The 24,573-nt window shown below is 62.7% G+C and carries 20 protein-coding genes and 1 pseudogene; 8 read left to right on the top strand and 13 right to left on the bottom strand.

From position 1 onward, the window contains the following. Positions 1-42 precede the first annotated feature (42 nt). The 4 genes from IB241_RS06200 to IB241_RS06185 are packed head-to-tail and all read right to left on the bottom strand — an operon-like array spanning position 43 to position 6,364. Positions 43-1,407 carry a heavy metal sensor histidine kinase gene (locus IB241_RS06200; protein ID WP_192297606.1) on the bottom strand — a complete coding sequence of 455 codons (1,365 nt, stop codon included), beginning with the start codon at positions 1,405-1,407 and terminating at the stop codon, positions 43-45. After that, positions 1,397-2,074: a heavy metal response regulator transcription factor gene (locus IB241_RS06195; protein ID WP_192297604.1), complete on the bottom strand. Its 678-nt coding sequence runs from the start codon at positions 2,072-2,074 to the stop codon at positions 1,397-1,399. Before IB241_RS06195 ends, IB241_RS06200 begins: the two co-directional genes overlap by 11 nt. Positions 2,075-2,105: 31 nt before the next feature. Then, positions 2,106-5,201 (bottom strand): multidrug efflux RND transporter permease subunit, encoded by a 3,096-nt coding sequence (locus IB241_RS06190; RefSeq protein ID WP_192297603.1) that lies wholly within the window; start codon positions 5,199-5,201, stop codon positions 2,106-2,108. After that, positions 5,198-6,364, bottom strand: coding sequence for an efflux RND transporter periplasmic adaptor subunit (locus IB241_RS06185; RefSeq protein WP_192297601.1), 1,167 nt, complete (start codon positions 6,362-6,364; stop codon positions 5,198-5,200). Before IB241_RS06185 ends, IB241_RS06190 begins: the two co-directional genes overlap by 4 nt. A 213-nt stretch (positions 6,365-6,577) precedes the next feature. Here IB241_RS06185 and IB241_RS06180 point away from each other — a divergent pair, with 213 nt between their 5' ends. The 4 genes and pseudogenes from IB241_RS06180 to IB241_RS06170 all read left to right on the top strand — a co-directional run bounded on the left by IB241_RS06180 (position 6,578) and on the right by IB241_RS06170 (position 9,445). Then, the gene (locus IB241_RS06180; protein ID WP_192297600.1) at positions 6,578-6,811 is read left to right on the top strand and encodes a hypothetical protein; all 234 of its coding nucleotides are present in this window, start codon (positions 6,578-6,580) and stop codon (positions 6,809-6,811) included. A 162-nt stretch (positions 6,812-6,973) separates the two neighbouring features. Beyond that, a complete protein-coding gene (locus tag IB241_RS06175; RefSeq protein WP_318652587.1) occupies positions 6,974-7,774 on the top strand; it encodes a transporter substrate-binding domain-containing protein in 801 nt (266 codons plus the stop codon). A gap of 96 nt (positions 7,775-7,870) precedes the next feature. Next, a pseudogene (locus IB241_RS27890) lies at positions 7,871-8,152 on the top strand (PAS domain-containing protein); the annotation flags it as partial. A 219-nt stretch (positions 8,153-8,371) separates the two neighbouring features. Beyond that, the gene (locus IB241_RS06170; RefSeq protein ID WP_412547863.1) at positions 8,372-9,445 is read left to right on the top strand and encodes a methyl-accepting chemotaxis protein; all 1,074 of its coding nucleotides are present in this window, start codon (positions 8,372-8,374) and stop codon (positions 9,443-9,445) included. Between the two features lie 650 nt (positions 9,446-10,095). On the opposite strand, the gene IB241_RS06165 is transcribed toward IB241_RS06170, so the two are convergent. From IB241_RS06165 to IB241_RS06140, 6 genes are all read right to left on the bottom strand, one after another. Beyond that, positions 10,096-10,839: a YkgJ family cysteine cluster protein gene (locus IB241_RS06165; RefSeq protein ID WP_192297594.1), complete on the bottom strand. Its 744-nt coding sequence runs from the start codon at positions 10,837-10,839 to the stop codon at positions 10,096-10,098. A gap of 107 nt (positions 10,840-10,946) precedes the next feature. After that, positions 10,947-11,429, bottom strand: coding sequence for a GNAT family N-acetyltransferase (locus tag IB241_RS06160; protein WP_192297592.1), 483 nt, complete (start codon positions 11,427-11,429; stop codon positions 10,947-10,949). 3 nt (positions 11,430-11,432) lie between these two features. Further along, positions 11,433-12,335 (bottom strand): chemotaxis protein CheV, encoded by a 903-nt coding sequence (locus IB241_RS06155; RefSeq protein WP_192297590.1) that lies wholly within the window; start codon positions 12,333-12,335, stop codon positions 11,433-11,435. A gap of 149 nt (positions 12,336-12,484) precedes the next feature. Next, the gene (locus IB241_RS06150; protein ID WP_192297587.1) at positions 12,485-13,459 is read right to left on the bottom strand and encodes a 2-hydroxyacid dehydrogenase; all 975 of its coding nucleotides are present in this window, start codon (positions 13,457-13,459) and stop codon (positions 12,485-12,487) included. Positions 13,460-13,910: 451 nt separating this feature from the next. Beyond that, on the bottom strand, positions 13,911-14,879 hold the full coding sequence (locus IB241_RS06145) for a LysR family transcriptional regulator (protein ID WP_192297585.1): 969 nt from the start codon (positions 14,877-14,879) through the stop codon (positions 13,911-13,913). 84 nt (positions 14,880-14,963) lie between these two features. Beyond that, positions 14,964-17,045, bottom strand: coding sequence for a hypothetical protein (locus IB241_RS06140; protein WP_192297583.1), 2,082 nt, complete (start codon positions 17,043-17,045; stop codon positions 14,964-14,966). A 188-nt stretch (positions 17,046-17,233) separates the two neighbouring features. Between IB241_RS06140 and IB241_RS06135 the strand changes: the two genes are divergently transcribed. The 4 genes from IB241_RS06135 to IB241_RS06120 are packed head-to-tail and all read left to right on the top strand — an operon-like array spanning position 17,234 to position 22,018. Next, on the top strand, positions 17,234-18,769 hold the full coding sequence (locus tag IB241_RS06135; protein ID WP_192297581.1) for an efflux transporter outer membrane subunit: 1,536 nt from the start codon (positions 17,234-17,236) through the stop codon (positions 18,767-18,769). A gap of 10 nt (positions 18,770-18,779) precedes the next feature. Further along, positions 18,780-20,957 (top strand): FUSC family protein, encoded by a 2,178-nt coding sequence (locus tag IB241_RS06130; protein ID WP_192297579.1) that lies wholly within the window; start codon positions 18,780-18,782, stop codon positions 20,955-20,957. After that, positions 20,947-21,147, top strand: coding sequence for a DUF1656 domain-containing protein (locus IB241_RS06125; RefSeq protein ID WP_017738673.1), 201 nt, complete (start codon positions 20,947-20,949; stop codon positions 21,145-21,147). Before IB241_RS06130 ends, IB241_RS06125 begins: the two co-directional genes overlap by 11 nt. Before the next feature lie 10 nt (positions 21,148-21,157). Beyond that, positions 21,158-22,018 carry an HlyD family secretion protein gene (locus IB241_RS06120; protein WP_192297577.1) on the top strand — a complete coding sequence of 287 codons (861 nt, stop codon included), beginning with the start codon at positions 21,158-21,160 and terminating at the stop codon, positions 22,016-22,018. 490 nt (positions 22,019-22,508) lie between these two features. Here IB241_RS06120 and IB241_RS06115 read toward each other — a convergent pair whose 3' ends face one another. The 3 genes from IB241_RS06115 to IB241_RS06105 form a co-directional block, all read right to left on the bottom strand. Then, on the bottom strand, positions 22,509-22,856 hold the full coding sequence (locus IB241_RS06115; RefSeq protein ID WP_225595287.1) for a hypothetical protein: 348 nt from the start codon (positions 22,854-22,856) through the stop codon (positions 22,509-22,511). A gap of 132 nt (positions 22,857-22,988) precedes the next feature. Further along, positions 22,989-23,390 carry a DUF4440 domain-containing protein gene (locus IB241_RS06110; RefSeq protein WP_192297575.1) on the bottom strand — a complete coding sequence of 134 codons (402 nt, stop codon included), beginning with the start codon at positions 23,388-23,390 and terminating at the stop codon, positions 22,989-22,991. Continuing rightward, positions 23,387-24,571 (bottom strand): MFS transporter, encoded by a 1,185-nt coding sequence (locus IB241_RS06105; RefSeq protein WP_192297574.1) that lies wholly within the window; start codon positions 24,569-24,571, stop codon positions 23,387-23,389. The genes IB241_RS06110 and IB241_RS06105 overlap by 4 nt, the downstream gene beginning before the upstream one ends. Positions 24,572-24,573: the final 2 nt, after the last annotated feature.

Below are 24,573 nucleotides of genomic sequence, written 5' to 3'. Positions count from 1 at the left end.
TTGAGGGCGGCTTCGTCCCCCGGCGCGGGACAAGCCCGCTCACTACAAGGGCAGGGTGATGCCGAAGGTGTTGCCGTTGGCGTCGCTTCGTACAAAGACGTCGCCGCCGTGCATCAGTGCAATCGCCTTGACGATGGCCAGCCCCAGGCCATGATTGGCGCCACTGTTGCTGCGCGAGGCGTCCACCCGGTAGAAGCGCTCGAACAAGCGTGGCAAGTGCTCGCTGGCAATCACCTCGCCGGGGTTGGTCACGCCGATTGCCACTTGATCCGCCTGGACCTCGATCTTCACGTCGATGACCTGCCCTGGCGCGGTGTGTTGCACGGCGTTGCTCAGCAGGTTGATCAGTGCGCGGCGCAGGTGGGCTTTTTCGATGTGGACCGTGGCATCGCCGCTGACCCGCACGCTGACCTGGGCGTCTTCGAGGATGAAATCCAGATAGTCGAGAGTGGTTGCCACTTCATCGGCCAGGGCGCTTTCGATCAGCTTGGTGGCCTTGCTGCCCTGGTCGGCGCTGGCGAGGAAGAGCATGTCGTTGATGATCGAACGCAGGCGTTCCAATTCTTCGAGGTTCGATTGCAGCACTTCGAAGTAGTGTTCCGCCGAACGCCCGCGCGTCAGGGCGACCTGGGTCTGGCCGATCAGGTTGGTCAGCGGTGAGCGCAACTCGTGGGCGACGTCGGCGTTGAACGATTCCAGGCGCGAGTAGGCGTGTTCCACGCGGTCGAGGGTGGAGTTAAACGAGTTGACGAACTGGCTCAGCTCCGGCGGCAGCGGCGACAACCGCAGGCGCCCGGATAATTTCGGTGGCGCAAGTTTCTGCGCCTCATCCGACAGCTTGCCCAGCGGCTTGAGCCCGATGCGCGATACCCAAAAGCCCAGCAACGCGGCGAGGACCACGCCGGCAAACGCCAGGCTGATCAGCGCCACCAGCAAATGGTGCTGGGTCGCGTGAAAATTCTGCGTGTCGATGGCGATCATGAAGCGCAGCGGCGGGCGCTGATCCTTGGCCGGGAACTGGCTCACCAGGGCCTTGAACGGATGCTGGTGGCCCGGCAGATGCAAATCGCGCTTGCCGGTGTGCCCGTTGGCAAAGGCACGGATCTGTGGGTCGGGGTTGCCGTATTCGTAGGATGGGTCGCCGCTCACTACCCAGAAGTGGATACGTTTGTCCTCTTCACTGAGCAGCTTGAGCTTGGCGGTGATTTTTGCCCAATGTTCGGGCGTGCCAAAGCGACCCACCGACGATTCAAGCACGCTGTAGCGCGCGTCCAACTCGGCTTCGGGCAACAAGCCCAGGCTGCGGTCCACCTGCTGGTACAGCGCGCCGCCGATCAACACGAAGATCAGCAGCGCCACCAGGGTGAACATGCCGCTCAGGCGCAGGGCGATGGAATTAGCCGACACTGCGGCTCTCCAGCACATAACCCATGCCACGAATGGTGTGCAGCAGTTTTTCTTCAAACGGTCCGTCGAGCTTGGCGCGCAGGCGTTTGATCGCGACCTCCACCACGTTGGCGTCACTGTCGAAGTTGATGTCCCAGACCATCTCTGCAATCGCGGTCTTGGACAGGATCTCGCCCTGGCGACGCGCCAGCACACTGAGCAGCGAGAACTCCTTGGCGGTCAGGTCCAGGCGCTGGCCGTTGCGACTGGCCTTGCGGCTGATCAGGTCGATCCACAGGTCGGCGACGGTCACCTGCACCGGCTCATGCCCGCCGCTGCGGCGGGTCAGGGCTTGCAGGCGCGCCACCAGTTCAAGGAACGAAAACGGCTTGCCCAGGTAATCATCCGCGCCTTCACGCAGGCCGCGAATGCGGTCTTCCACGCGCTCGCGGGCAGTGAGCATGATCACCGGCGTCTGTTTGCGTGCGCGCAAGGCCCGCAGCACGCCGAAACCGTCCAGGCCTGGCAGCATCACATCCAGCACGATGATCGCGTAGTCGTTCTCCAGCGCCAGGTGCAAACCCTCGACGCCTTCGCGAGCCACGTCGACGGTGTAGCCTTGTTCCGTCAGGCCGCGGTGCAGGTAGTCCGCGGTTTTTTCTTCATCTTCAATAATCAGGACGCGCATGAGCCTTTCGTTCCAGGACGGGGCCTAGGCCTTAATGTGTGGTCACCGGCGCAAGCGCTGGTTTGGGCCTGTGGAAAAACTTCTCGAGGTACAAGTATATGACCGGCGTGGTGAACAGCGTCAGCGCCTGGCTGACCAGCAGGCCGCCGACCACCGAGATGCCCAGCGGCTGGCGCAGTTCGGCACCGGCGCCGTAGCCGAGCATCAACGGCAGGGCGCCGAGCAGGGCGGCCAGGGAGGTCATGATGATCGGACGGAACCGGGTGATACAGGCTTCGAAGATCGCATCATGGGCTGACAAGCCGCGTGTACGTTGCGCCTCCAGGGCGAAGTCGATCAGCAGGATGCCATTCTTCTTGACGATGCCGATCAACAGCACCAGGCCGATCAGCGCCATGATCGAAAAGTCCTGCCCCAGCAGCCACAGCATCACCAGTGCCCCGAGGCCCGCCGAGGGCAGGGTCGAGATGATGGTCAGCGGATGCACAAAGCTCTCATACAGCACGCCGAGAATGATGTAGACCGCCACCAGTGCGGCGAGGATCAGCCAGGGTTGGCTGGCCAGGGAACTCTGGAACGCCTGGGCCGCACCCTGGAAGTTGCCGATGATCGAGGCCGGCATGCCGATCTCGTTTTTCGCCTGGTCGAGCAGGATCACCGCATCACCCAGCGCCACGCCGGGCGCCAGGTTGAACGACAGGTTGGCGGCCGGGAACATGCCGTCATGGCTGATGGACAGCGGCCCGACCGTGGGCGCGTCAACCGTGGCCAGCGCCGACAGCGGCACCATTTCATTGGTCAGCGGCGAGCGCAGGTAGAAGTAATTCAGGCTTTCGGCCTTGCCGCGCTGTTGGGTGTCGAGTTCCAGCACCACTTGGTACTGGTTGATTTCGGTCTGGAACTCATTGACCTGGCGCTGGCCGAACGCGTCGTACAGCGCCTGGTCGACGTCGGTGGCCGTGAGGCCGAAGCGTGCGGCGGCGCGGCGATCGATGGTGATGTGGGTGATGCTGCCGCCCAGTTGCAGGTCATTGGAGATGTCGCGAAATTGTGGGATCGCGCGCAGTTTTTCGGTGAGCCGCTGGGTCCAGGTGTTCAGCAGCGCACCGTCGTTGCTCTTGAGCACGTATTGATACTGGCTGCGGCTGGGGCCGGAACTGAGGTTGATGTCTTGCCCGGCGCGCAGGTACAGGACGATCCCTGGCACCTTGGCCAGCTTGGGCCGGATACGGTCGATAAACTGGCTGGCGGACACGTCGCGGTCGCCGCGATCCACCAGGGAAATCCAGAAGCGTCCGTTGGCGATGGTCTGGTTGCTGCCGGTCACGCCGACAGAGTGGGAAAACGCGCGCACGGCCGGGTCGGCCTGCATGATTTCGGCCAGTGCCTTGTGCTTGGCGACCATGTCCGGGTAGGACACATCCGCCGCTGCCTCGCTTGTGCCGAGGATGAAACCGGTGTCTTGCACCGGGAAGAAACCCTTGGGGATAAATACGTAGCCGACCACGGCCAGGCCCAGGGTCAGCAGGAAGATACCGGCCATGGTGCGTTGATGGGCCAGGGCGCGACGCAGGTATTTTTCGTATCCGGCCAGCAGCCGCTCGCCAAAGCCGGGGTTGTCATGGCCGCGGTGGCTCGGCGCTTTCATGAACAGCGCCGCGAGGGTCGGGGCCAGTGTCAGCGATACCACCACGGAGATCAGGATGGTGGACGTAGCAGTCAAGGCAAACTCCTTGAACAGCCGGCCGACCACGCCGCCCATGAACAGCAGCGGAATAAACGCCGCCACCAGCGACACACTGATGGACACCACGGTAAAGCCGATTTCACTGGCGCCCTTGATCGCCGCCTCGCGTTTGTCCAGCCCGGTTTCGAGGTGGCGATGGATGTTCTCCACCACCACGATCGCATCGTCCACCACAAACCCCACGGCCACCACGATCGCCACCAGGGTCAGGTTGTTCAGGCTGAAACCCATCACGTACATCAGGGCAAAACTGGCGATCAACGACACGCCCAGCACGCTCGACACAATCAGGGTGGCCGACCACTGGCGCAGGAAAATCGCCATCACCCCGACCACCAGCAACACGGCGATCAGCAGGGTCATTTCCACTTCATGCAACGACGCACGGATGGTGGTGGTGCGGTCCATCAGCACGCTGACCTGCACCGCGGCAGGCAACATCGCTTCCAGGCGCGGCAGTTCGGCCTGGATACGCTCGACGGTCTCGACAATGTTGGCGCCGGGTTGGCGGGTGATCACCAGGTTGACGCCGGGGGTGTCCCCTGCCCAGGCCTGGACGTAGGCGTTTTCCGAACCGTTGACCACTTTGGCGACATCGCGCAGTTGCACGGGTGCGCCGTTCTTGTAGGAAATGATCAGGTCACCGTATTCCTCCGGGTGAAACAACTGGTCGTTGGTCGCCAGGGTCGACACGCTGTGCTTGCCGTACAGCGCTCCCTTGGCCAGGTTCAGGCTCGATTGCTGGATGGCCAGGCGTACGTCGGCCAAGGTCAGGCCGATGGCGGCGAGCCGGTCGGGCGAGGCCTGCACACGGATCGCCGGGCGTTGCTGGCCGGTGATGTTGATCTGGCCGACACCGTCGATCTGGCTGATTTGCCGGGCAAGCAGGGTCTCCACCAAGTCGCTCAGTTCGGTGCCGGGCATGTCATGGGAACTGACACTGAGGATCAGCACCGGGCTGTCCGCCGGGTTGACCTTGCGCCAGGTTGGCAGGCTCGGCATGTCGCCGGGCAGTTTGCCGGCGGCGGTGTTGATCGCCGCCTGCACTTCCTGCGCCGCAGTGTCGATGCTTTTGTCGAGGGTGAACTGCAGGGTCAGCAGGCTTGAGCCCAAGGCGCTGCTGGAGGTCATCTGGGTCATGCCGGGGATGGCGCTGAATTGCACCTCCAGCGGCGTGGCCACCGACGAGGCCATGGTGTCGGGGCTCGCGCCGGGTAATTGGGCGCTGACCTGGATCGTCGGAAACTCCGCTTCCGGCAGTGGGGCGATGGGTAATTTGGGGAAGGCAATCAGCCCAAGCAGCACCAGGGCAAAGGTCAGCAACAGGGTGGCGACCGGGCGGTCGATGCACCAGGCCGAAACCGAGCCCCGCGACGTCATGGCTGCACCTGGGCGTCAGCGGTCTGGATCACTTGGGGCGGCTCCTTGAGGATCTCGACCTGGGCGCCGGCCTTGAGCCGCGATTGGCCATCGCTGACCAACACGTCGCCGGCCTGGATGCCCTTGAGGATATTGCGCTCGCTGTCCTGATACACCACCTGCACCGGCACGGTCTCGACCTTGTCGCCTTTGACACGGTACACGAAATGCGAGTCCAGGCCACGCTGCACCACGGTCGGGGGGACGGCGAGGGCATTGCGGTCGAGGGCAGTCTGGATCTTGATCGTCACCAACTGGCCGGGCCACAGCTTCTGCGCGGTGTTGGCGAACTCGGCCTTGGCGCGCAGGGTGCCGGTGGTGCTGTTGATCTGGTTGTCGATCAAGCTCAGGCGGCCCTGGCCCAGCAGGTCACTGTCCCGGCCTTCGGTATCGGCGCCCTGGTAAGCGTCGACCTTGGCAGGGTGGTCGGCGGCAATCAGCCCCTGCAGGGTCGGCAGCATTTGCTGCGGCAGGGAGAACTCGACGGCAATCGGATCGATCTGCGTCACCGAGAACAAGCCTTGGGTGTCGCTCATGCGCAGGAAGTTGCCTTCGTCCACCGTGCGAATCCCCACGCGACCTGTGACCGGCGAGCGAATCTGGGTGTAGGAAAGCTGTACCTGGGCCGCGTCAATGGCCGCCTGGTTGCCTTGCACTGTGGCTTTCAGTTGGTTGACCAGCGCCTGTTGCTGGTCGTAGGTCTGCCGGGAGATGCCGTCGTCGACGCTCAGTTCCTTGTAGCGCTTGAGGTTGACCAGGGCGACTTGCAGTTGCGCCTGGCTCTGTCCCAGCTGGGCCCTGGCCTGGTCGAGACTGGCGCGGATCGAGCGGTCGTCGAGGCTCGCCAGCAGGTCCCCGGCCTTGACCAGTTGTCCTTCCTTGACCAGCAGCCGGGTGAGGATGCCGTCGATTTGCGGGCGGATCACCACGCTGTGCAACGACAGCACCGAACCGATGCCACTGACGTAGCGCGGCAGGTCCTGTTCCACCACGTGGATGACGCGTACCGGCACGGCGGTCGAAGCCACCAATTTGGTCTTGGCTGGCCGTGTGAAGACCCATGCCGCAATGGCCACTACCACGAGGACGCCAACGATCAAGGCGGTTTTGCGTTGAATGTGCATGCTGTCAGGTGCCGGGACGAGAGGTGGAAAAAGGATGGGTATTTATAGCTTGTGAACCCGGTCAGCAAGGTGACCGCTTTCTGACGGCGCTGTCAGTTACATGCTGACCATTCGTACGACAGTGGTAAAAGATCACGGGCCCGCAGGTATACTGCGCGCCAGTGTGGCCTGCAAGCCGGCCCCGCATCATTATCTGCATGCCCCGGAGCTTTCATGAATTCCCCGACACAATCCCCTGTTGAAGCGGCCGACCTCGTCGATTCGGCCAACGCCGAAGGCGTTGAAAAAGCCGAGATTCCGGCGTTCAAGTTTCCCTTCAAACCGGGTGAGCTGGCCGGGGCGAAGAATGCCGCCCAACCTTGGTATAAAAACGGTGCCAAGAACGGTCACACCAAATCGCCTGGCATGGCGCCACCGGGCACCCGTCGCTCCATGGGTAAACGCTGAGAGTAGAGGGTCACAAGCTGTAGTGGTAAATGCCTACAGCCTCAGTCGATATTTCTGCTTGTAGGCACAGGTCCTTTTTTTGAAAGCTCTCGCGACACCTGCACGGCCTCTTCACGGGGTTGGATGAGGATGAAGCTGGTTTTTCTAGAAAAGGACGTCCCTGTGGCCCTGACACACCTGCGTGTTTCCCTCGCCCTATTGATGTTGTCCGGGGGCTTCACTATCGCAATAGCCGATGACCTGCCACGGCGCGAAATCCGCTTCGCCGTCGCCGCGCAGTTTCCGCCGTTCCAAAGCCGTGATCAGCACGGCCGCCTGGTGGGTTTGAACATCGAGTTGGGCAATGCGTTGTGTGAGCAGCTCAACGCACGTTGCATCTGGGTCGATCAGATCCTCGTCGAGAGCTTCGCAGCCCTTGAAGCCCGGCAATTCGACGCGATCATGGGCATGGCGCCGACCGCTCAGCGGCGCAAGCGGGTAAATTTCACCGATGATCTCTATCCCTTTACCACCCGCCTGGTAGCGCGCAAAACCTCGGGCTTGCTGCCGAACCGGCGCTCGCTCAAAGGCAAGCGCGTCGGGGTCTTGCTGAGGAGCAATCGCGAAGCCTTCGCCCTGTCGAAATGGGCGCCGGCGGGCGTCATCATCAAGAGTTTCTGGCTCAATGAAGAGCTCGTGCGCAGCCTGGTGGCTGGCGATATAGATGCAACCTTGCAAGGCCCCATAGAGATCCGCGAGCTGCTGCTCGACACGGCAGACGGCCAGGATTTCGATTTCCTCGGCCCTGCCATCTCGGCGCAATCATTGGGTGACGGTGTGGCGATTGCACTGCGCAAGCCTGATACGGCGCTGCGCAATGAGCTGAATCGGGCCCTTGAGCAGTTGATGCACAACGGCGAATACCAGCGGATCACCCAGCCCTATCAGCTGGACGTCCCCCGGCACGCCGTGATGGCAAACTAATTGCGCGGAACATGAGCTGGATCAGTATTTGCCCCCTTGGTGCGCTTAGAGTCGACGGCCCTGCCGACTCTTCAACCATTACGAGCGCGCTTATCCATGAAGATCAACCTGCCGGTCACCGGTCGAAATGTGGACTTTGCCCCTGACGCGAATATCCTCTCGACCACCGACTTGACCAGTGTGATTACCTACGCCAACAAGGACTTTATCGACGTCAGTGGTTACAGCCGTGAGGAGTTGCTCGGCGCGCCGCACCATCTGTTGCGTCACCCGGACATGCCGGCCGCGGCGTTTGCGCACATGTGGCAAACCTTGAAGGCGGGACGCTCATGGATGGGCATGGTGAAAAACCGCTGCAAGAACGGCGATCACTATTGGGTCAGCGCCTATGCCTCGCCGGTCACGCGTGATGGCGTGACGGTGGAGTATCAGTCGGTGCGCACCAAGCCGGATGCGCGCCGCGTCGCAGCGGCGGAACGTGCCTACGCCCAATTGCGCGCGGGTAAGCGGCCGCTGCTGCCCACGTTCGGCATGGGCCTGAAGTTATCGTTGTGGGTGGTCGGCACCGGCGGCCTGACCTGGGCGTTGGGACTGGGCCTGGCGGACTACGCGCTGGTTTGGCAACTGCTGGCGCTGGTGCTCGGTGGCGCTGTGGGCGCGGCGGGGGTCAACGCGATCCTGCGGCCCCTGGCGCAATTGAATCAACGCGCGCGTGCAATCGCCGACAACCCCTTGAGCCAGGCGATCTACACCGGACGCACGGATGAGTGCGGGACGATCGAATTTGCCCTGCACATGCTCGAAGCCCAAGTGGGCGCAGTGGTCGGGCGCATCGGTGATGCATCGTGGCGCTTGTCCGGGCATGCCGCGCAGTTGGTCGAGCAGTTGGACAGCAGTCATGCCAGCAGCCTCGGCCAGCAGACCCAGACCGATCAGGTGGCGGCGGCGATCCACCAGATGACCGCCAGTGTGGCCGCGGTGGCCAACCATGCGGTCGCGGCGTCCAAGGCGGCCGACCAGGCCGGCAACGAAACCCGTGAAGGCCATCTGCGGGTGGATGAAAGCCGCGATGCGGTGTTGCGCCTGTCCCAGGAACTGACCCGCGCCACTGAGGTGATCCACCAACTGGAAAGTCACAGCGGTGAAATCAGCAGCGTGCTGGAGGTGATCCGCACCATTGCCGAACAAACCAACCTGCTGGCACTGAATGCCGCCATCGAAGCGGCGCGGGCCGGCGAGCAGGGCCGTGGTTTTGCCGTGGTTGCCGATGAAGTACGCGGCCTGGCGCAACGCACCCAGCAATCGACCAACGAAATCCAGCGCATGATCAGCACCCTGCAAGGCGGCGCGCGGGACGCGGTGCAGGCCATGGCGCAGAGCAGCGAACATGTCGACGCCAGCGTCGTGCAGGCACAACGGGCGGCGGCCGCGTTGGATGGCATCAGCCAGCGCGTGAGCCAGATCACCGGCATGAGCCAGCAGATCGCGGCGGCGGTGGAGGAGCAAAGTGCGGTGAGCGAAGACATCAATCGCAATATTGTCGGTATTCGCAATGCAGGGGAGGCCACCGTCTGCGCGGGGCAGCGCAGCCAGCGCAGTTCCGGGGATGTGGCAGCGTTGGCGGAGGACTTGCGGCAGTTGGCGCGGGAGTTCTGGGGCAAGCGACATTAGTGGGATCTGGAGTGAATGTGCCACCGCCTTCGCAGCCTCGCTAAAGCTCGACATCTCCCACAGGGGATGGGCAGTGCCTGGGGATCTGCAGCCGAGCACTGAAAGACCAGCAACACCGATCACCTGTGGGAGCGGGCTTGCCCGCGAAAGCGGTGGTTCAGCCAACACCTCTATCAACAGTGCCACCGCCTTCGCAGCCTCGCTAGGGCTCGACAGCTCCCACAGGGGATGGGCAGTGTCTGGGCGATCTCCAGCCGAGCACTGACAGCCCGCCAACACCGATCACCTGTGGGAGCGGGCTTGCCCGCGAAAGCGGCGGTTCAGCCAACACCTCTATCAACAGTGCCACCGCCTTCGCAGCCTCGCTAGGGCTCGACAGCTCCCACAGGGGATGGGCAGTGCCTGGGGATCTGCAGCCGAGCACTGAAAGACCAGCAACACCGATCACCTGTGGGAGCGGGCTTGCCCGCGAAAGCGGCGGTTCAGCCAACACCTCTATCAACAGTGCCACCGCCTTCGCAGCCTCGCTAGGGCTCGACAGCTCCCACAGGGGATGGGCAGTGTCTGGGCGATCTCCCGCCGAGCACTGAAAGACCAGCAACACCAATCACCTGTGGGAGCGGGCTTGCCCGCGAAGTGGCCGGTACTGCCTACGCCGCCCTCAACGAAATAAACGCATAGTTGGCCGGCACCTCGGTAGCAATCTGCGCCCCCGCATCCAACAGTTGCTCGGCAATGTCCATCCCGGACACATGAAACACCCACTCATTGGCCACGGCCGGCCGTTGCGTCGCCAATTCAAGCGCCTGGGCAAACGCGCCCATGTCCGGCAGGTACGCGGTAAACCCATCGCCCTTGAGCGCCGTGGTGCGCAGGCCGAGCAAGGCGCACACGGCTTCTTTGGTCTGGACGTCATCGCGGTCGGCCTGGCGCGAGCGCTGGATCAAGGCGGCCAACTGCGGGTCCGCCAGTTCGCCACCGACGATCAGCGCCGGGCCCTGTTCCCAGGATTCCGGTGGGCAGTCCTTGGCCGCGGGGTTCAACGGGATGTGCGGGTTGATCTCCATCGGATAGATCCGACACACCAACGGCCGCCGCTCATAGATGCGGCACAGGTTGTCTGCGTCAAGATTCCGGCAACGCCCGGCGTTGTAGGCGGCAAAGGTGATGGCCAGCAACGCCTCGGTGTTGCCGCAGGGCACCACCACCGAACGGCGTTCGGCATGCTCGCGTTGCTGGGCGGGCAAGCCCAGGCCGCTGGCGAGAAAACCTTCCACCAGCACGATGACCTGGCCGCCGTCCGCCGCCCACATGCGGGCTTCGTCGAGGGTCAGGGGGACGTGGTGGTCGCTGCAGCATTTGCCGCAACCGACGCAGGAAAAATGAGTGTTCATGGCAGATCTGTCACCAGGCTAGGTCAGAGGGCACACTTGAGCGGTGACGGGTTTTACCTCTGTCCACCGCTCAGCCTGTCTGGAAGCAAGTTGTGCGCCAGTGCCTGTCAGTCTGCTGCGACGACATCGCGTAGGACGAATCTCATTTCAGCGCTTTCATAGAGCTTGCGTGCGCGCAGGTTGCTCTCCAGCACCTTGAGATCCACGTAGGGTTCGCCGCGTTGCTTGAACACCTGGAAGCAGTGCAGTAACAACGCACGGCCCAGTCCCTGGCCCTGGGCGCAGGGGTGTATGGCGAGATTCTTGATAAACGCGCTGGTCCAGCATTGCGCCACGCCGAGAATACCGTCGGCGTTGCTGGCTACCAGGCACAGCGTCGGGTCGAATTCGGCGTCGGTGACAAACTGGTGTCGCCATTCATCCAGGCCGGGTACGCGGCCACCGCCCTGGTCCTGGGTCATGCGCAACACTGCATGAATCGCCGGGGCCAGCGCGTCGCGGTAGTGATCCAACTGCGTACCCGCCGGCCATTGCGGCGCGGGCAGGCTGGCGGTGAGGTCGCGGCGCAGCAGCTGGAAATACTCGCTCACCGCTTACAGGCCTTTTTGCGCCACAGTCTGGGCGGCGATCACCAGGCACTTGGTCAGTTCCGGCGAAGAAAACTTGGTCAGCACCGAATCGGCCCCGGCCAGGCGGGCTTTTTCGCTGTTCATCGCGCTGTCCAGGGAGGTGTGCAACAGCACGTAGAGGTCTTTGAAATCCGGGGTTTCGCGCAGGGTGCGGGTGAGGGCGTAACCGTCCATTTCGGACATCTCGATGTCCGATACCACCACATTGATCTGCTCGGCCGTGCCTTGCAGCTCCAGCAGCACATCGATGGCCTCCTTGGCACTGCGCGCGGTGTGACAGGTCAGGCCGAGGTTACGCAGGGTGTGTACCGATTGCTGCAGGGCGACCTGGCTGTCATCCACCACCAAGATGCGGGCGTTGCCCAGCACTTCGGCTTCTTCCATGGTCAGGTCGGTCGGCGCTGCTTCAACCGGCGCCGGGGCGATGCCGTGGATGACTTTTTCAATATCCAGCACTTGTACCAAGCCGCCTTCGACCTGGGTGACCCCGGTGATAAACGCGCGGTTGCCGCCGGAGCCGTAGGGCGGCGGACGGATATCGGTGGTCAGGCAGTGCACGATCTTGCTCACCGCCTGTACATGCAGGCCCTGCTTGGAACGGCTGACGTCAGTGACGATCAGGCAGCCGCCGTCCGGGTCTTGCAGGGGCATTTCGCCGAGGGCGCGGCTCAGGTCGATCACCGACAGCGAGGCTCCGCGCAGGATGGCGATGCCTTTGACGTGGGGGTGGGACTCCGGCAGCTTGGTCAGCGGCGGGCAGGGAATGATTTCGCTGACTTTCAGCAGGTTGATCGCCATCAGCTTGCCGCTACGTAAGGTAAAGAGCAGAAGCGAGAGTGAGTCTGCGCGGGCTTTGGTGGTGGACATAAAAACCTTCTGAGGATCAGGGATGACGATCTATACCGAGTTATCGACTTGAGAACGCCAGGCTTTAACCGGGTTTTGTATCGGGCGGCTTTCTGGGGGAGCAGGCAAGCCAACTCTCCCTGGAAGCACCCGCCCACCGTAGTGAGAGGTCAGCCTTTCCACACTTGCGGGTTCACCAGATCCTGCGGACGCTGGCCCAGTAGGGCACTGCGCAAGTTTTCCAACGCACGATTGGCCATGGCTTCGCGGGTTTCATCTGTCGCCGAGCCGATATGCGGCAAGGTCACTGCATTGCTCAGCTGGAACAGCGGCGATTGCGCCAGGGGCTCCTGCTCATACACATCCAGCCCCGCCCCACGAATCCGCTGGGTTTGCAGCGCTTCGATCAGTGCCGGTTCATCCACCACCGGGCCACGGGAGATGTTGATCAGGATCGCGCTGGATTTCATCAAGCCCAGCTCGCGGGTGCTGATCAGGTGACGGGTCTTGTCGCTCAACGGCACCACCAGGCAGACGAAATCCGCTTCGGCCAGCAACTGGTCAAGGCTGCGCAACTGTGCACCCAGCGTTTGTTCCAGCTCGGTCTTGCGGCTGTTGCCGCTGTACAGGATCGGCATGTTGAACCCCAGGTGCCCGCGACGGGCCACGGCCGCGCCGATATTGCCCATGCCGACGATGCCCAGGGTCTTGCCGTGCACATCGCAACCGAACAACGCTGCGCCGACGCTGGCTTTCCACTGACCGGCCTTGGTCCAGGCGTCCAGCTCGGCGACGCGGCGCGCACTGCTCATCAGCAGGGCGAAGGCCAGGTCGGCGGTGCTTTCGGTGAGCACGTCAGGGGTGTTGGTGAGCATGATCCCGCGTTCATTGAAGTAGGGCACATCGTAGTTGTCGTAGCCCACCGAGACGCTGGAGACCACTTCCAGCTTGCCGGCGCCTTCGAGCTGCGCGCGGCCCAGCTTGCGACCCACGCCGATCAAACCGTGGGCGTGGGGCAGGGCTTCGTTGAACTGCGCGTTGATGTCACCCAGTTTGGGATTGGGCGCGATCACCTCGAAATCCTGTTGCAGGCGTTCGATCATTGGCGGGGTGATACGGCTGAAGGCGAGGACGGTCTTTTTCATTGCAGGCGGGCTCATCGACTACGGAAGAATGCCAAGCAAGCTAACATTCCTCGTCTGTGTTGTCAGGACACCACTCAATCAACGTGTACACCGTTCAACCTGTGGGAGCGGGCTTGCCCGCGAATGCGGTGGATCAGCCAGCAAGTCTGTATCTGACACACCGCCTTCGCGGGCAAGCCCGCTCCCACATTTGATTTCTGCGGTTCGAACTACCTCAGTTCGCCAAACGAGCGCCGCCCAACCCCCCACCCGAACCAGGGTGCCATTACGCAAACCCTCGATGGCCGCGTACACCGGCAGCAGGCCGACGCCCATGCAACGTGTACACCGTTCAACCTGTGGGAGCGGGCTTGCCCGCGAATGCGGTGGATCAGCCAGCAAATCTGTATCTGACACACCGCCTTCGCGGGCAAGCCCGCTCCCACTTTTGATTTCTGCGGTTCGAACTACCTCAGTTCGCCAAACGAGCGCCGCCCAAACCCCCACTCAACTCATACGCCGCCAACTCCGCCTGATGTGCCGCCAGGATTTCCGGCAACGACCCGCGCAGGTATTCCACCCAGGTCTTGATCTTCGCATCCAGGTACTGGCGCGACGGGTAGATGGCGTACAGGTTCAGCTCCTGGGAGCGGTAGGTCGGCATCACCCGAACCAGGGTGCCATTACGCAAACCCTCGATGGCCGCGTACACCGGCAGCAGGCCGACGCCCATGCCGCTGGTGATCGCGGTCTTCATCGCGTCGGCCGAGTTGACCAGGAACGGCGAGGTGTTGATCGCCACGCTTTCCTGGCCTTCGGGGCCGTTGAAGGTCCATTTGTCCAGCTGGATCACCGGGCTGACCAGGCGCAGGCAGGCGTGGTTGAGCAAATCATGGGGGCGTTGCGCGCAACCCTTGGCCTTGACGTAATCCGGCGAGGCACAGGCGATGCTGTAGGTGATGCCCAGGCGTTGGGACACGAAGCCCGAGTCCGGCAGCTCGCTGGCCAGCACGATGGACACGTCGTAACCCTCGTCGAGCAGGTCCGGCACGCGGTTGGCCAGGGTCAGGTCAAAGGTCACGTCCGGGTGGGTGCGGCGGTAGCGGGCGATTGCGTCGATGACGAAATGCTGGCCGATGCCGGTCATGGTGTGCACTTTCAATTGCCCGGCGGGGCGTGCGTGGGCGTCGCTGGCTTCGGCCTCGGCTTCTTCGACGTAGGCGAGGATCTGTTCGCAGCGCAGCAAATAGCGTTTGCCGGCTTCGGTCAGGGCGATGCGGCGGGTGGTGCGGTTGAGCAAGCGGGTTTGCAGATGGGCCTCAAGGTTCGAGACCGCGCGCGAAACGTTGGCCGTAGTGGTGTCCAGTTGCGCGGCGGCGGCGGTGAAGCTGCCAGCTTCGGCCACGCAACTGAACGCGCGCATGTTTTGCAAAGTGTCCATGGGGGGTTCTCAGGGGCGATGGCAAATTGTGACATGAAGTTGCGCGCAGGTGTGCATCCACTGGGTGCCGCCCGCCCCCAAGGCTCAGCGCAAGGTCCAGGCTGTGCTGACCCGTGCCTCATAGTGCGGCAGGTAGTCGAGCAGCATTTGCACCAGCGCTTCTTGCGCCAGGGCACGGTTTTCCTGGGTTGGCGTGCCTGAGGCAGTGGCCGTCAGCAACCTCAGGCTTTCAACGGCCTGGCGCAGAGCCGGGCTGATGCGTGCCAGCTCATCAAGTTCGGCGCCGAGCACGCTGCCGGTTTTTTGTTGGCCGATGCTGTCGAGCAACGTCTGGAACGCTTCGGCGTGCTGCTTCACGTACTGGTCCCAGGCGGGTCGCTCCGGCAGCAGGCGACGGGCGATGGGCAATACCTGGTCCAGCGAGTCGCTGCCCAATTGCTCGCTGCGCAATTGTTGCCGGGTGCGCAGGGACTGCAGATCGAACCCGGTGTAGTGGTTGACCACTGGCGGTAGCCGCAGGTCGTTAGCCTTGCTCAGCGTGTGGCGCGTGAGCAACACCACGGGTTGCCCGTGTTTGATTTTGACCAGCACCTGGGTGACCGCTCGTTTGGCCGGATCGAGCAGTGAGGCGCTGATCGACTGGACCAGTTGCTCCCAGTCAAACGTCTGCTGGCCAATGGCGCTAAGCCCGTTGCGCAAGGTTGTCTTGAGCACCTGGGCGCCTTGGAGCGGGGCGATGTCGATGCTCAGGTAATCGCCGCTCAAGTGCGGGTCGTCGAGTTTTCGATGGCTGACTTCGATGCTCACACCTTTGCCGCCTTCGTCCTGGGCCGACGCCGTGGCGCTTACCGATCCGCTCAACACCTGGGCATGGCTCGCCAGTGTGTAGACCTTCACGGCATCCGGTCGGAGCAGTGCGCGGTGCTGCTGGATCACATCGAGTATCTGTCGGTCCAGGCCGGGGTCGACTGGCGCTTGAAGCTTCAGCCGCACGTAGCGCTCGAGCAATGCCTGGGCTTGCTGGGTGTGGTGCGCAGGCGTGGAAAGCTTTTGCATGAAGTGCCGGCTGCCCGACGCGGCCAGGCGCTTCATATCGTCGAGCAACCGCTCTGGCGTGTCGCCGTCGGGCGGCAACGGGGTCAGCTTGCGTGCGGCCATCGTCGCTGAGGTGTCGTACAGGCCGAGAATATCCAGTGCCTTGTGCGGGTAGGTGCGCCGCAGTGTCAGGTCCATTGCGCTGTTGAGCTTGAGGAAGCTGAAGACATCGACGGCGACGTCGCTGCGTGCACTGATGATGAAGCCTTTTTCCGTCTTGAGCGGCCCGGGAGTGTCGTACAGGCATGGCAGTTCGATGTCGGCCAAGCCGTTTTCGGCCAGTGCCTGCCTGACACCCGGCTGGCTCAGCGCCGAATAATCCCGCTGCCTTTGCAGCGTGCTGCCGGGAACGTCGGCGTAGTGCGCCAGGCTCGCGTACTCCTTGGAGGAAAAATAGCCAAGGCTGAGCTGGCTGCGCGACTGGCTCTGGCCCAGGTTCAGCGCAATGGATTTCAGCTTGCCCTGCAGGGCAATGACCCGCGAGCGCTCGACGCGCTGGTCACGGGTGATTTCCAGGTGTGAGTCGTTCGTCAGGCAAGGGCCTGCACTGAGCTGCCGGGAGGGTTCCAGCATGAAGTCATACCCGAGATGGTAGTGGCTCGAACGTTTGTCCCCGGCGCTGACATCGGCAAGCGAGCGCAGTCTGGCGGGGGCCTGGTGCGTATGCCGGGCTTCGCCGACGGCCGCGCGAAATTGCCATTTGAGCGCACGGCACAAGCTGTAGTCAGCCTCAATCTGTGGGTTGCCGCGGCTACGGTGGCGTTCAAGCAGGTGTTCGGCCTGTTTGAAAAAGGCGTAGAAGCCTGGGAGTTCGTCGGCCGAGACTTCCAGCTGCGGTTCGCTGTGGGTCAGCGTCTGGTGCAGTGCCCTGATCGGTTGTAGCTCCTGGGAACTGCCTGCGTAGGACTGCAGCTTTTCCAGCAGTGTGTCTGCGATCCAACGCACATCGCGTTGCACCGGCAGCATCCCCGGACGCAACGGCTCAGGGCGCAGATGTAACTGCCTGCGCAAGCCTTCGGCGGTGTCGTGTGCCGGCGGCAGTGGGGTAAACGTGCTGAGGGCTGAAAGCATGGGCGGCTCCAAGCGTGCTTAGGTGCCTCATTCTGTTGCTCGCTTGCCCCCTACGATGTAGGTCAAATGCCCGGATTATCGCTAGAACGGTAACAAAGATTCACAGGAATACCCGCTTATCGTCCTCCAGGCCGCCGCCTAGAATTGCGCTACCTACCCCGCAACACCACCTCAGGAATACGCTTGCCGTGCCGCGTCGCATCAGCAGAGAGCCGAAGACTCTCATTAACAGAGGGCTGAAGGCTCTCAGTGTTTGCGCCTTATCGTTAGCAATCAGCGGCTGCATCGGAACCGGAGGAATCGCCCCCCAAGGCCAGGCTCTCAGCGCCAATACCCTGGCCACCGACGAAGCGATCCAGAGTGCCATCCGGGATGCCCATTGGCCCGCCAGCCAGTGGTGGCAGGCCTATGGCGACCCGCAACTGAACCGTTGGGTCGAACTCGCCACGCAAAACAGCCCAAGCCTGGCCATGGCCGCCGCCCGTGTGCGTGAAGCGCGCGCCATGGCCGGGATTGCCGAGTCGGCCGAGTCGCTGCAGATCAACGGCAACACCAGCCTCAAGCGCCATAACTGGCCGAAAGACCAGTTCTACGGCCCTGGCGAGCTGAGCGGCGCCAACACCTGGGACAACAACGCGTCCCTGGGCCTGAGCTACGCCCTCGACTTGTGGGGCCGCGAAAGCAATACCACCGAGCGCGCCGTCGACCTGGCGCACATGAGCGCCGCCGAGGAGCGTCAGGCCAGGCTCGAATTGCAGAACAACGTGGTGCGCGCCTATATCCAGTTGTCGTTGCATTACGCCAACCGCGACATCGTTGCCGCGACATTGGCCCAGCAACAGCAGATCCTCGACCTGGCCAACAAACGCCTGGACGCCGGGATCGGCACGCACTTGGATGTCAGCCAGGCCGAAACCCCGTTGCCGGAAACCCATCGCCAACTGGACGCCCTGGACGAAGAAATCGCCCTGAGTCGCAACCAGATCGCGGCACTGGCCGGCAAAGGGCCGGGGGAGGGCGCGCAATTGCAGCGTCCGAGCCTGGCGTTGGCCGCGCCGCTGAAACTGCCATCAAGCCTGCCCGCTCAATTGCTCGGCCAGCGCCCGGACGTGGTTGCCAGCCGCTGGCAGGTCGCGGCCCAGGCCCGTGGCATCGATGTGGCTCACGCCGGGTTCTATCCCAACGTCGACCTGGTCGGCAGCCTTGGCTACATGGCCACCGGCGGCGGCATGCTGGAGTTTCTGGCCGGCAAGAAATTCAACTACAACGTGGGGCCGGCGATCACCTTGCCGATCTTCGACGGCGGGCGATTGCGCGCCGAACTGGGCGAAGCCAGTGCCGGGTATGACGTGGCCGTGGCCAAGTACAACCAGACCCTGGTCAATGCGCTCAAGGGCATCAGTGACCAGTTGATCCGCCGCGAATCCATGGACAAGCAATCGGCCTTCGCTGCGCAATCGGTGGCTTCGGCGCAGAAAACCTACGACATCGCGATGATCGCCTATCAGCGCGGCCTCACCGATTACCTCAATGTGCTCAACGCGCAGACGTTGTTGTTCCACCAGCAGCAAATCGAGCAACAGGTCCAGGCCGCGCGCCTGAGCGCCCATGCCGAACTGGTCACCGCCCTGGGCGGCGGTCTGGGTGCTGGCGACGACGTACCACCAGACGCCAAGACCCTTCCGAGCAAGACCCCGGCGGCACTCGCCGTGTTTGATCACTGAGTAGGATTTGATGACTCCCTTGCCTGCACCGCTGCGCTGGCTGCACTCCCTTGAGTGGCGCCGCGGTTTTTTCGACTGGGCGCGCAGCGACGGCGTGACCTGGGTGTATATCTTCAAGGTGCTGATCGCCGCGTTTCTCACGCTGTGGCTGGCCATGCGCCTGGAACTGCCGCAACCGCGCACCGCGATGATCACCGTATTTATCGTGATGCAACCGCAAAGCGGCCAGGTGTTCGCCAAGAGTTTCTACCGCTTCCTCGGCACCCTGGCGGGGTCGGCGGTGATGGTGTTGTTGATCGCCTTGTTCGCGCAGAACACCGAACTGTTCCTCGGCGCATTGGCGATCTGGGTCGGCGTGTGCACGGCTGGGGCGACCCGCAACCGTAACTTTCGCGCCTATGGTTTTGTCCTTGCGGGCTACACCGCGGCGATGGTCGGCTTGCCCGCCCTGGCCCATCCAGACGGCGCCTTCATGGCGGCGGTGTGGCGCGTGCTGGAAATCTCCCTGGGGATTTTGTGCTCCACCCTGGTCAGCGCCGCGATCCTGCCGCAAACCTCCAGCGCCGCCATGCGCAACGCGCTTTACCAGCGTTTCGGCGTGTTCGCGCTGTTCGTCACTGACGGCCTGCGCGGGCGCAGCCAGCGCGAAGGGTTCGAGGCCAGCAACGTGCGCTTTATCGCCGAAGCCGTGGGCCTGGAAGGGCTGCGCAGTCTCACGGTGTTTGAAGACCCGCACATGCGCAGGCGCAACGGGCGGCTCAGTCGCCTGAACAGCGAATTCATGAGCATCACCACGCGCTTCAACGCCTTGCACCAGTTGCTCGAACGGCTGCGCACCGATGCGGCCGATCATGTGGTGGCGGCCATCAAGCCGGGCCTGCATGACCTGGCCGAACTGCTCGACGGCTTCTCCGGGCGCGCCCTCACCAGCCCCGACGCCGCGCGCCTGGTGGTGCAACTCAGCGCCTACAAGGACGGCCTGCCCGCCAAGGTGCGCAGCCTGCGCGCAACTTTCCAGGAGGGTGACCCCACCGACGCCGAGCAACTGGATTTCCACACCGCCTACGAGCTGCTGTACCGCTTCGTCGACGACCTGCACAACTACGCGCAAACCCACGCCTCCCTGGCCGACCACAGCCACGCCCGCGAAGACTGGGACGAACCCTACACGCCGAAAACCAACTGGCTGGCCTGCGCCGCCTCGGGGATCCGGGCGTCATTCATCCTCATCGTGCTCGGCAGCTATTGGGTGGCCACCGCCTGGCCCAGCGGCGCGACCATGACCCTGATCGCCGCCGCCACCGTCGGCCTGTCCGCCGCCACACCGAACCCCAAGCGCATGGCATTCCAGATGGCCTGCGGCACCTTGATCGGCGCGCTGGTGGGCTTTGTCGAAATGTTCTTCGTGTTCCCCTGGATCGACGGCTTCCCGCTGTTGTGCGTGATGCTAGCGCCGGTGATCATCCTTGGCGCGTTCCTCGCTTCGCGGCCGCAATACGCCGGGGTGGGCGTGGGGCTGCTGATCTTCTTCAGCACCGGCTCGGTGCCGGACAACCTCACGGTCTACAACCCCTACACCTTTATCAACGACTACATCGCCATGATCATCGGCATGTTGGTGTGTGCCGCCGCCGGGGCGATCATCCTGCCGCCCAACAGCCGCTGGTTGTGGCGCCGCCTGGAGCAGGACCTGCGCGAGCAGGTGGTGTATGCGATCAGCGGCAAGCTCAAGGGCCTGGCGTCGAGTTTTGAAAGCCGCACCCGTGATTTGCTGCACCAGGCCTACGGCCTCGCCGTCGGCCAGCCGCAAGTGCAGCGCGACCTGTTGCGCTGGATGTTCGTGGTGCTGGAAGTCGGCCACGCGATCATCGAGTTGCGCAAGGAACAGGCGATTTTGCCGGTGCATCCGGCGTACGCCGAATCCCAACCGTGGCGCCAGGCGATCCGCGTGATGGGGCGCTCGCTGGTGCGGCTGTTCCTGCAACCCAGCGCGAGCAACCTGGAGCGCGGCCTGATTGCCGTCGACCACGCGATCAGCCGTGTGCAGGCCACCGACGAACCCTTCGCCCCGCACTTCGACACCTCGGCCCTGCGCCGGGTGAAAAGCTACCTGCACTTTATCCGCACCTCGCTGCTCGACCCGCAATCGCCCCTCGCTGCCCTTAAAGGAGCTGCGCATGCCCCGTGAAATCGCGTTCCACGGCATCTACATGCCGACCATGACCCTGATGTTCCTGATTGCAGCCGTGTTGGCCTGGGCCCTGGATCGCTTCCTGGCCGGCTTCGACCTGTACCGGTTTTTCTGGCACCCGGCGCTGCTGCGCCTGAGCCTGTTCGTTTGCCTGTTCGGCGCCCTGGCGCTGACCGTCTACCGTTGAGAATGCCCCGATGAAAAAGTTTTTCAGCCTGCTCGCCACCTTGCTGGTACTGGCTCTGGCAATCTGGATTGGCCGTACATTGTGGGTGCACTACATGCAAACCCCGTGGACCCGCGACGGCCGTGTGCGCGCCGACATCATCAACGTCGCCGCCGACGTCACCGGCGAAGTCGTCGACGTGCCGGTGCGTGACAACCAGTTGGTGAAAAAAGGCGACCTGCTGATGCAGATCGACCCCGAGCACTACCGCATCGCCGTCAAGCAGGCGCAGTCCCTCGTCGCTTCGCGCAAAGCCACCTGGGAAATGCGCAAGGTCAACGCCCACCGCCGCGCCGACCTCGACGCCCTGGTGATCTCCAAGGAAAACCGCGACGACGCCAGCAACATCGCCGACTCGGCCCTGGCCGACTACCAGCACGCGCTGGCGCAACTGGAAGCGGCCGAGCTGAACCTCAAGCGCACCCAGGTGCTGGCGGCGGTGGACGGCTACGTCACCAACCTCAACGTGCATCGCGGCGACTACGCGCGCATCGGCGAGGCCAAGATGGCCGTGGTGGATATGAATTCCTTCTGGGTGTACGGCTTCTTTGAAGAAACCAAGTTGCCCCATGTGAAGGTCGGCGATAAAGCCGATATGCAATTGATGAGCGGCGAGACCTTGAAGGGCCATGTGGAAAGCATCTCGCGGGGCATCTACGACCGCGACAACCCCGAGAGCCGTGAGCTGGTGGCCGATGTGAACCCGACCTTCAACTGGGTGCGGTTGGCCCAGCGGGTGCCGGTGCGGATTCATATCGATGAAGTGCCGGAAGGCGTGCTGTTGGCGGCCGGTATTACCTGCACCGTTATCGTGAACCAAACACCGAACTGAGTGTGGGAGCAGCGCCCTCGCCACACTGAGTCAGTCATTTCAGTGAATGAGCGACTTGGCGGCTCTGGTTTTGCGTCGGCGCTTGACCCGCAGCATGCTGACGAAGCGGCGGTGGTTTCTTGTATGGAGCATCAGTAGACAAGCCAGGGATTGGAACAGAGGGAATACTGCAAACAGAGTCACGGGGTGGTTCCCAAGATAGTCCGCCGAAATCAAAGCGTTCAAGACGGCGACGCATACGAGTAATGGCGGCCCTAGTCGAAACCCAACTGCTACCAGGGCTAACCCAATGCACATTGTCAGTAGCAATACCAAGCTGGCCACCAACGCGTATTCGCTGGGGAGATAATTTATTCGTGCGTAATACGTCAGACTATGTGAAAGGTTTCCTGATATGGCGACCATATTCATGGACACCGCAGTTCCCACAGTGAATGCGAAACGTTGGATGTAACGACGCAACGTTCGTGGCGCTCGCACGGGATCGATGTTATTGCTCATGGCTGCCGAACTCCTCGTAGATGGCAATGACGACGTGGTTGAGATTTCCTGAAATGCCGCTGCCCGTTACCGCAAACGCGGCACCCACCTGATCGGCTAATTGAATGAAAATATCCCGACGTATTTGGGCATTACTGAAGCGTTTGGGGAGTTTTCCGGCCAACTGCATTAACCGGATCATTTCGCGAGGACGGCGAATGTTCTGCAGGCGCAGAACCTCATTTGTCAGCTTTGCGCGTTCCTGGCGACTCATGCGTCTCAAAATGTCCTTCAGATCGCGGCCCGTTGTGGTGGTGTGTGCGGTCGGCACGCCGCTTTGCAGGAAATCCCTGGGCATCCTTTCACCTGTGGGTAGACAGAGGTGGAAGAGCGTGGGGGTTGTTTCCTTGGAATGATGTCAGGCGGTTCGCTGTTTCTTGTAGTACCTGGCCCGACTAGCCAGGCATAAAGCTAAAAAAGTGGGAGCGCATCAGGCCTTGATGAAGGTTTCGTGCAGGTGGCGCCACAGCAGCGCGCCGCTGGCCTGTTTCTCGAACACCACCGTGGCGCGACGATCGGTCTGCGTGCCGCTGTCATCCACTTGATGCTCGCGGTAAGTCACCGTTGCACCGCGTGCATGCCGGTCGATCCCGGCCATCTCACTCAAGGTGATCTTCAACCCCGGGCGCATCCCGCCCAGGCGTGTGAACAACGCATTGACCCCGGCCGCATTGACGCGCGTGCCGGTGGCGGGGGCGACCATGCTGAACTCCGGGGAGAAGCGCGCAAGCAGGTTCTGCAAGGTGCCCTGCGGTGCGACGCCAGCAAACCACTGTTCGATCTCGACGTGGGTCTGGATCACTTCTTCAAAAAAATCGCTGTAGTCAATCATTGGTCAGCCTCGCTGGCAGGGTGAAGCAGTGTCCGTACCCTGGCGGTATCCAGGCGCAGCACCGCAAAAGCAGGTAGCAGTGTCAGAGCTGCCGCCATCGTGAAGGTTATGCTGAAGGAATCCAAGGCCGACAACAGCGCACTGAGCGCCGCTGCCCCCAGGCAAAAGCTCATTTGCCGATTGATATTCCACAAGGCGCTGGCGTGGCCCATGCGTTCGGCAGGAATGTCGAGAAACGCCAGGGTTTGCGCGGTGCTGCTGCACAGGCTGCCGCCCAGGCCCATCAAGCAGTAGGCCGCGATGATCAGGGTCGGTTCGTTCAGCAACATAATGCCGACGCATTGCAGTGCCATGCCCGTCAGCAGTAAAGGCTTCGGCCCCCAGCGGTTGAACAGTGTTTTGCCAAGGTAGATCGCCACTGCCGACGCCAGCGCCCACGGCAGCATGAGTGCGCCGGTGCGGGTTGCGTCGTAACCCAGGCCGCGTAGATAAAGGACGGCAATCAGGCTGGTGCCAATGAAGACGCCAGGGATGAACAGGTAAACCAGCATCGCCACGCGCAGCATCGGGCTGCGGACTTGTTTGAAAATGCCGCCCACTTCCAGTCTCGGGCGTGGGTTCGTGGGCTCATCGGGTGTTATCCACAGCAGCGCCAGCAACAGTGTGATCAAGGCCAGTGGCAGGTTGGCGTAGAAGATCCAGCGCCAGGACATGCTGTCGACGATCAAGCCGCCCAAGGCGGGGGACAACGCTGGCACCAGCAGCGCCACGGACATCACCCGCGCCGTCAACTGGCTGCGCTCATTTGCCGGAAAATACCGGTACGCCATGGCCTGCCCAACGGGAATCAGCAAGCCGCCGCCCAGCCCTTGCAGCGCACGCCAGCCGATCAACGTGTCAATGGAAGCCGCCTGGCCAACCATCACCGATGCGCCCGCAAACAACAGCAGGCTGGCGGCGATCAACGTGCGCTCGCCCAGCATTGCCGCCAGCCACACACTCAATGGAATGATCAGCGTGAGACCGAGCAGGTACGCATTGCTGATCCACGCCAATTGCGTGACCGAGGCGTGCAGGTCGCGGGCGATGTCCGGGTAGGCGACGGTGGCGACAAACATGTTCACCAGGTCCAGGGCAAAGCCCAGCAAAAAGATCCAGGCGACTTTCGAGCGGTAGGTCATGA

The organism is Pseudomonas sp. PDM05, assembly GCF_014851685.1.
In the GTDB taxonomy this organism is placed as follows: domain Bacteria; phylum Pseudomonadota; class Gammaproteobacteria; order Pseudomonadales; family Pseudomonadaceae; genus Aquipseudomonas.
The sequence above is the reverse complement of the archived record's forward strand: the minus strand, read 5'-3'. Positions and strand labels throughout refer to the sequence as shown.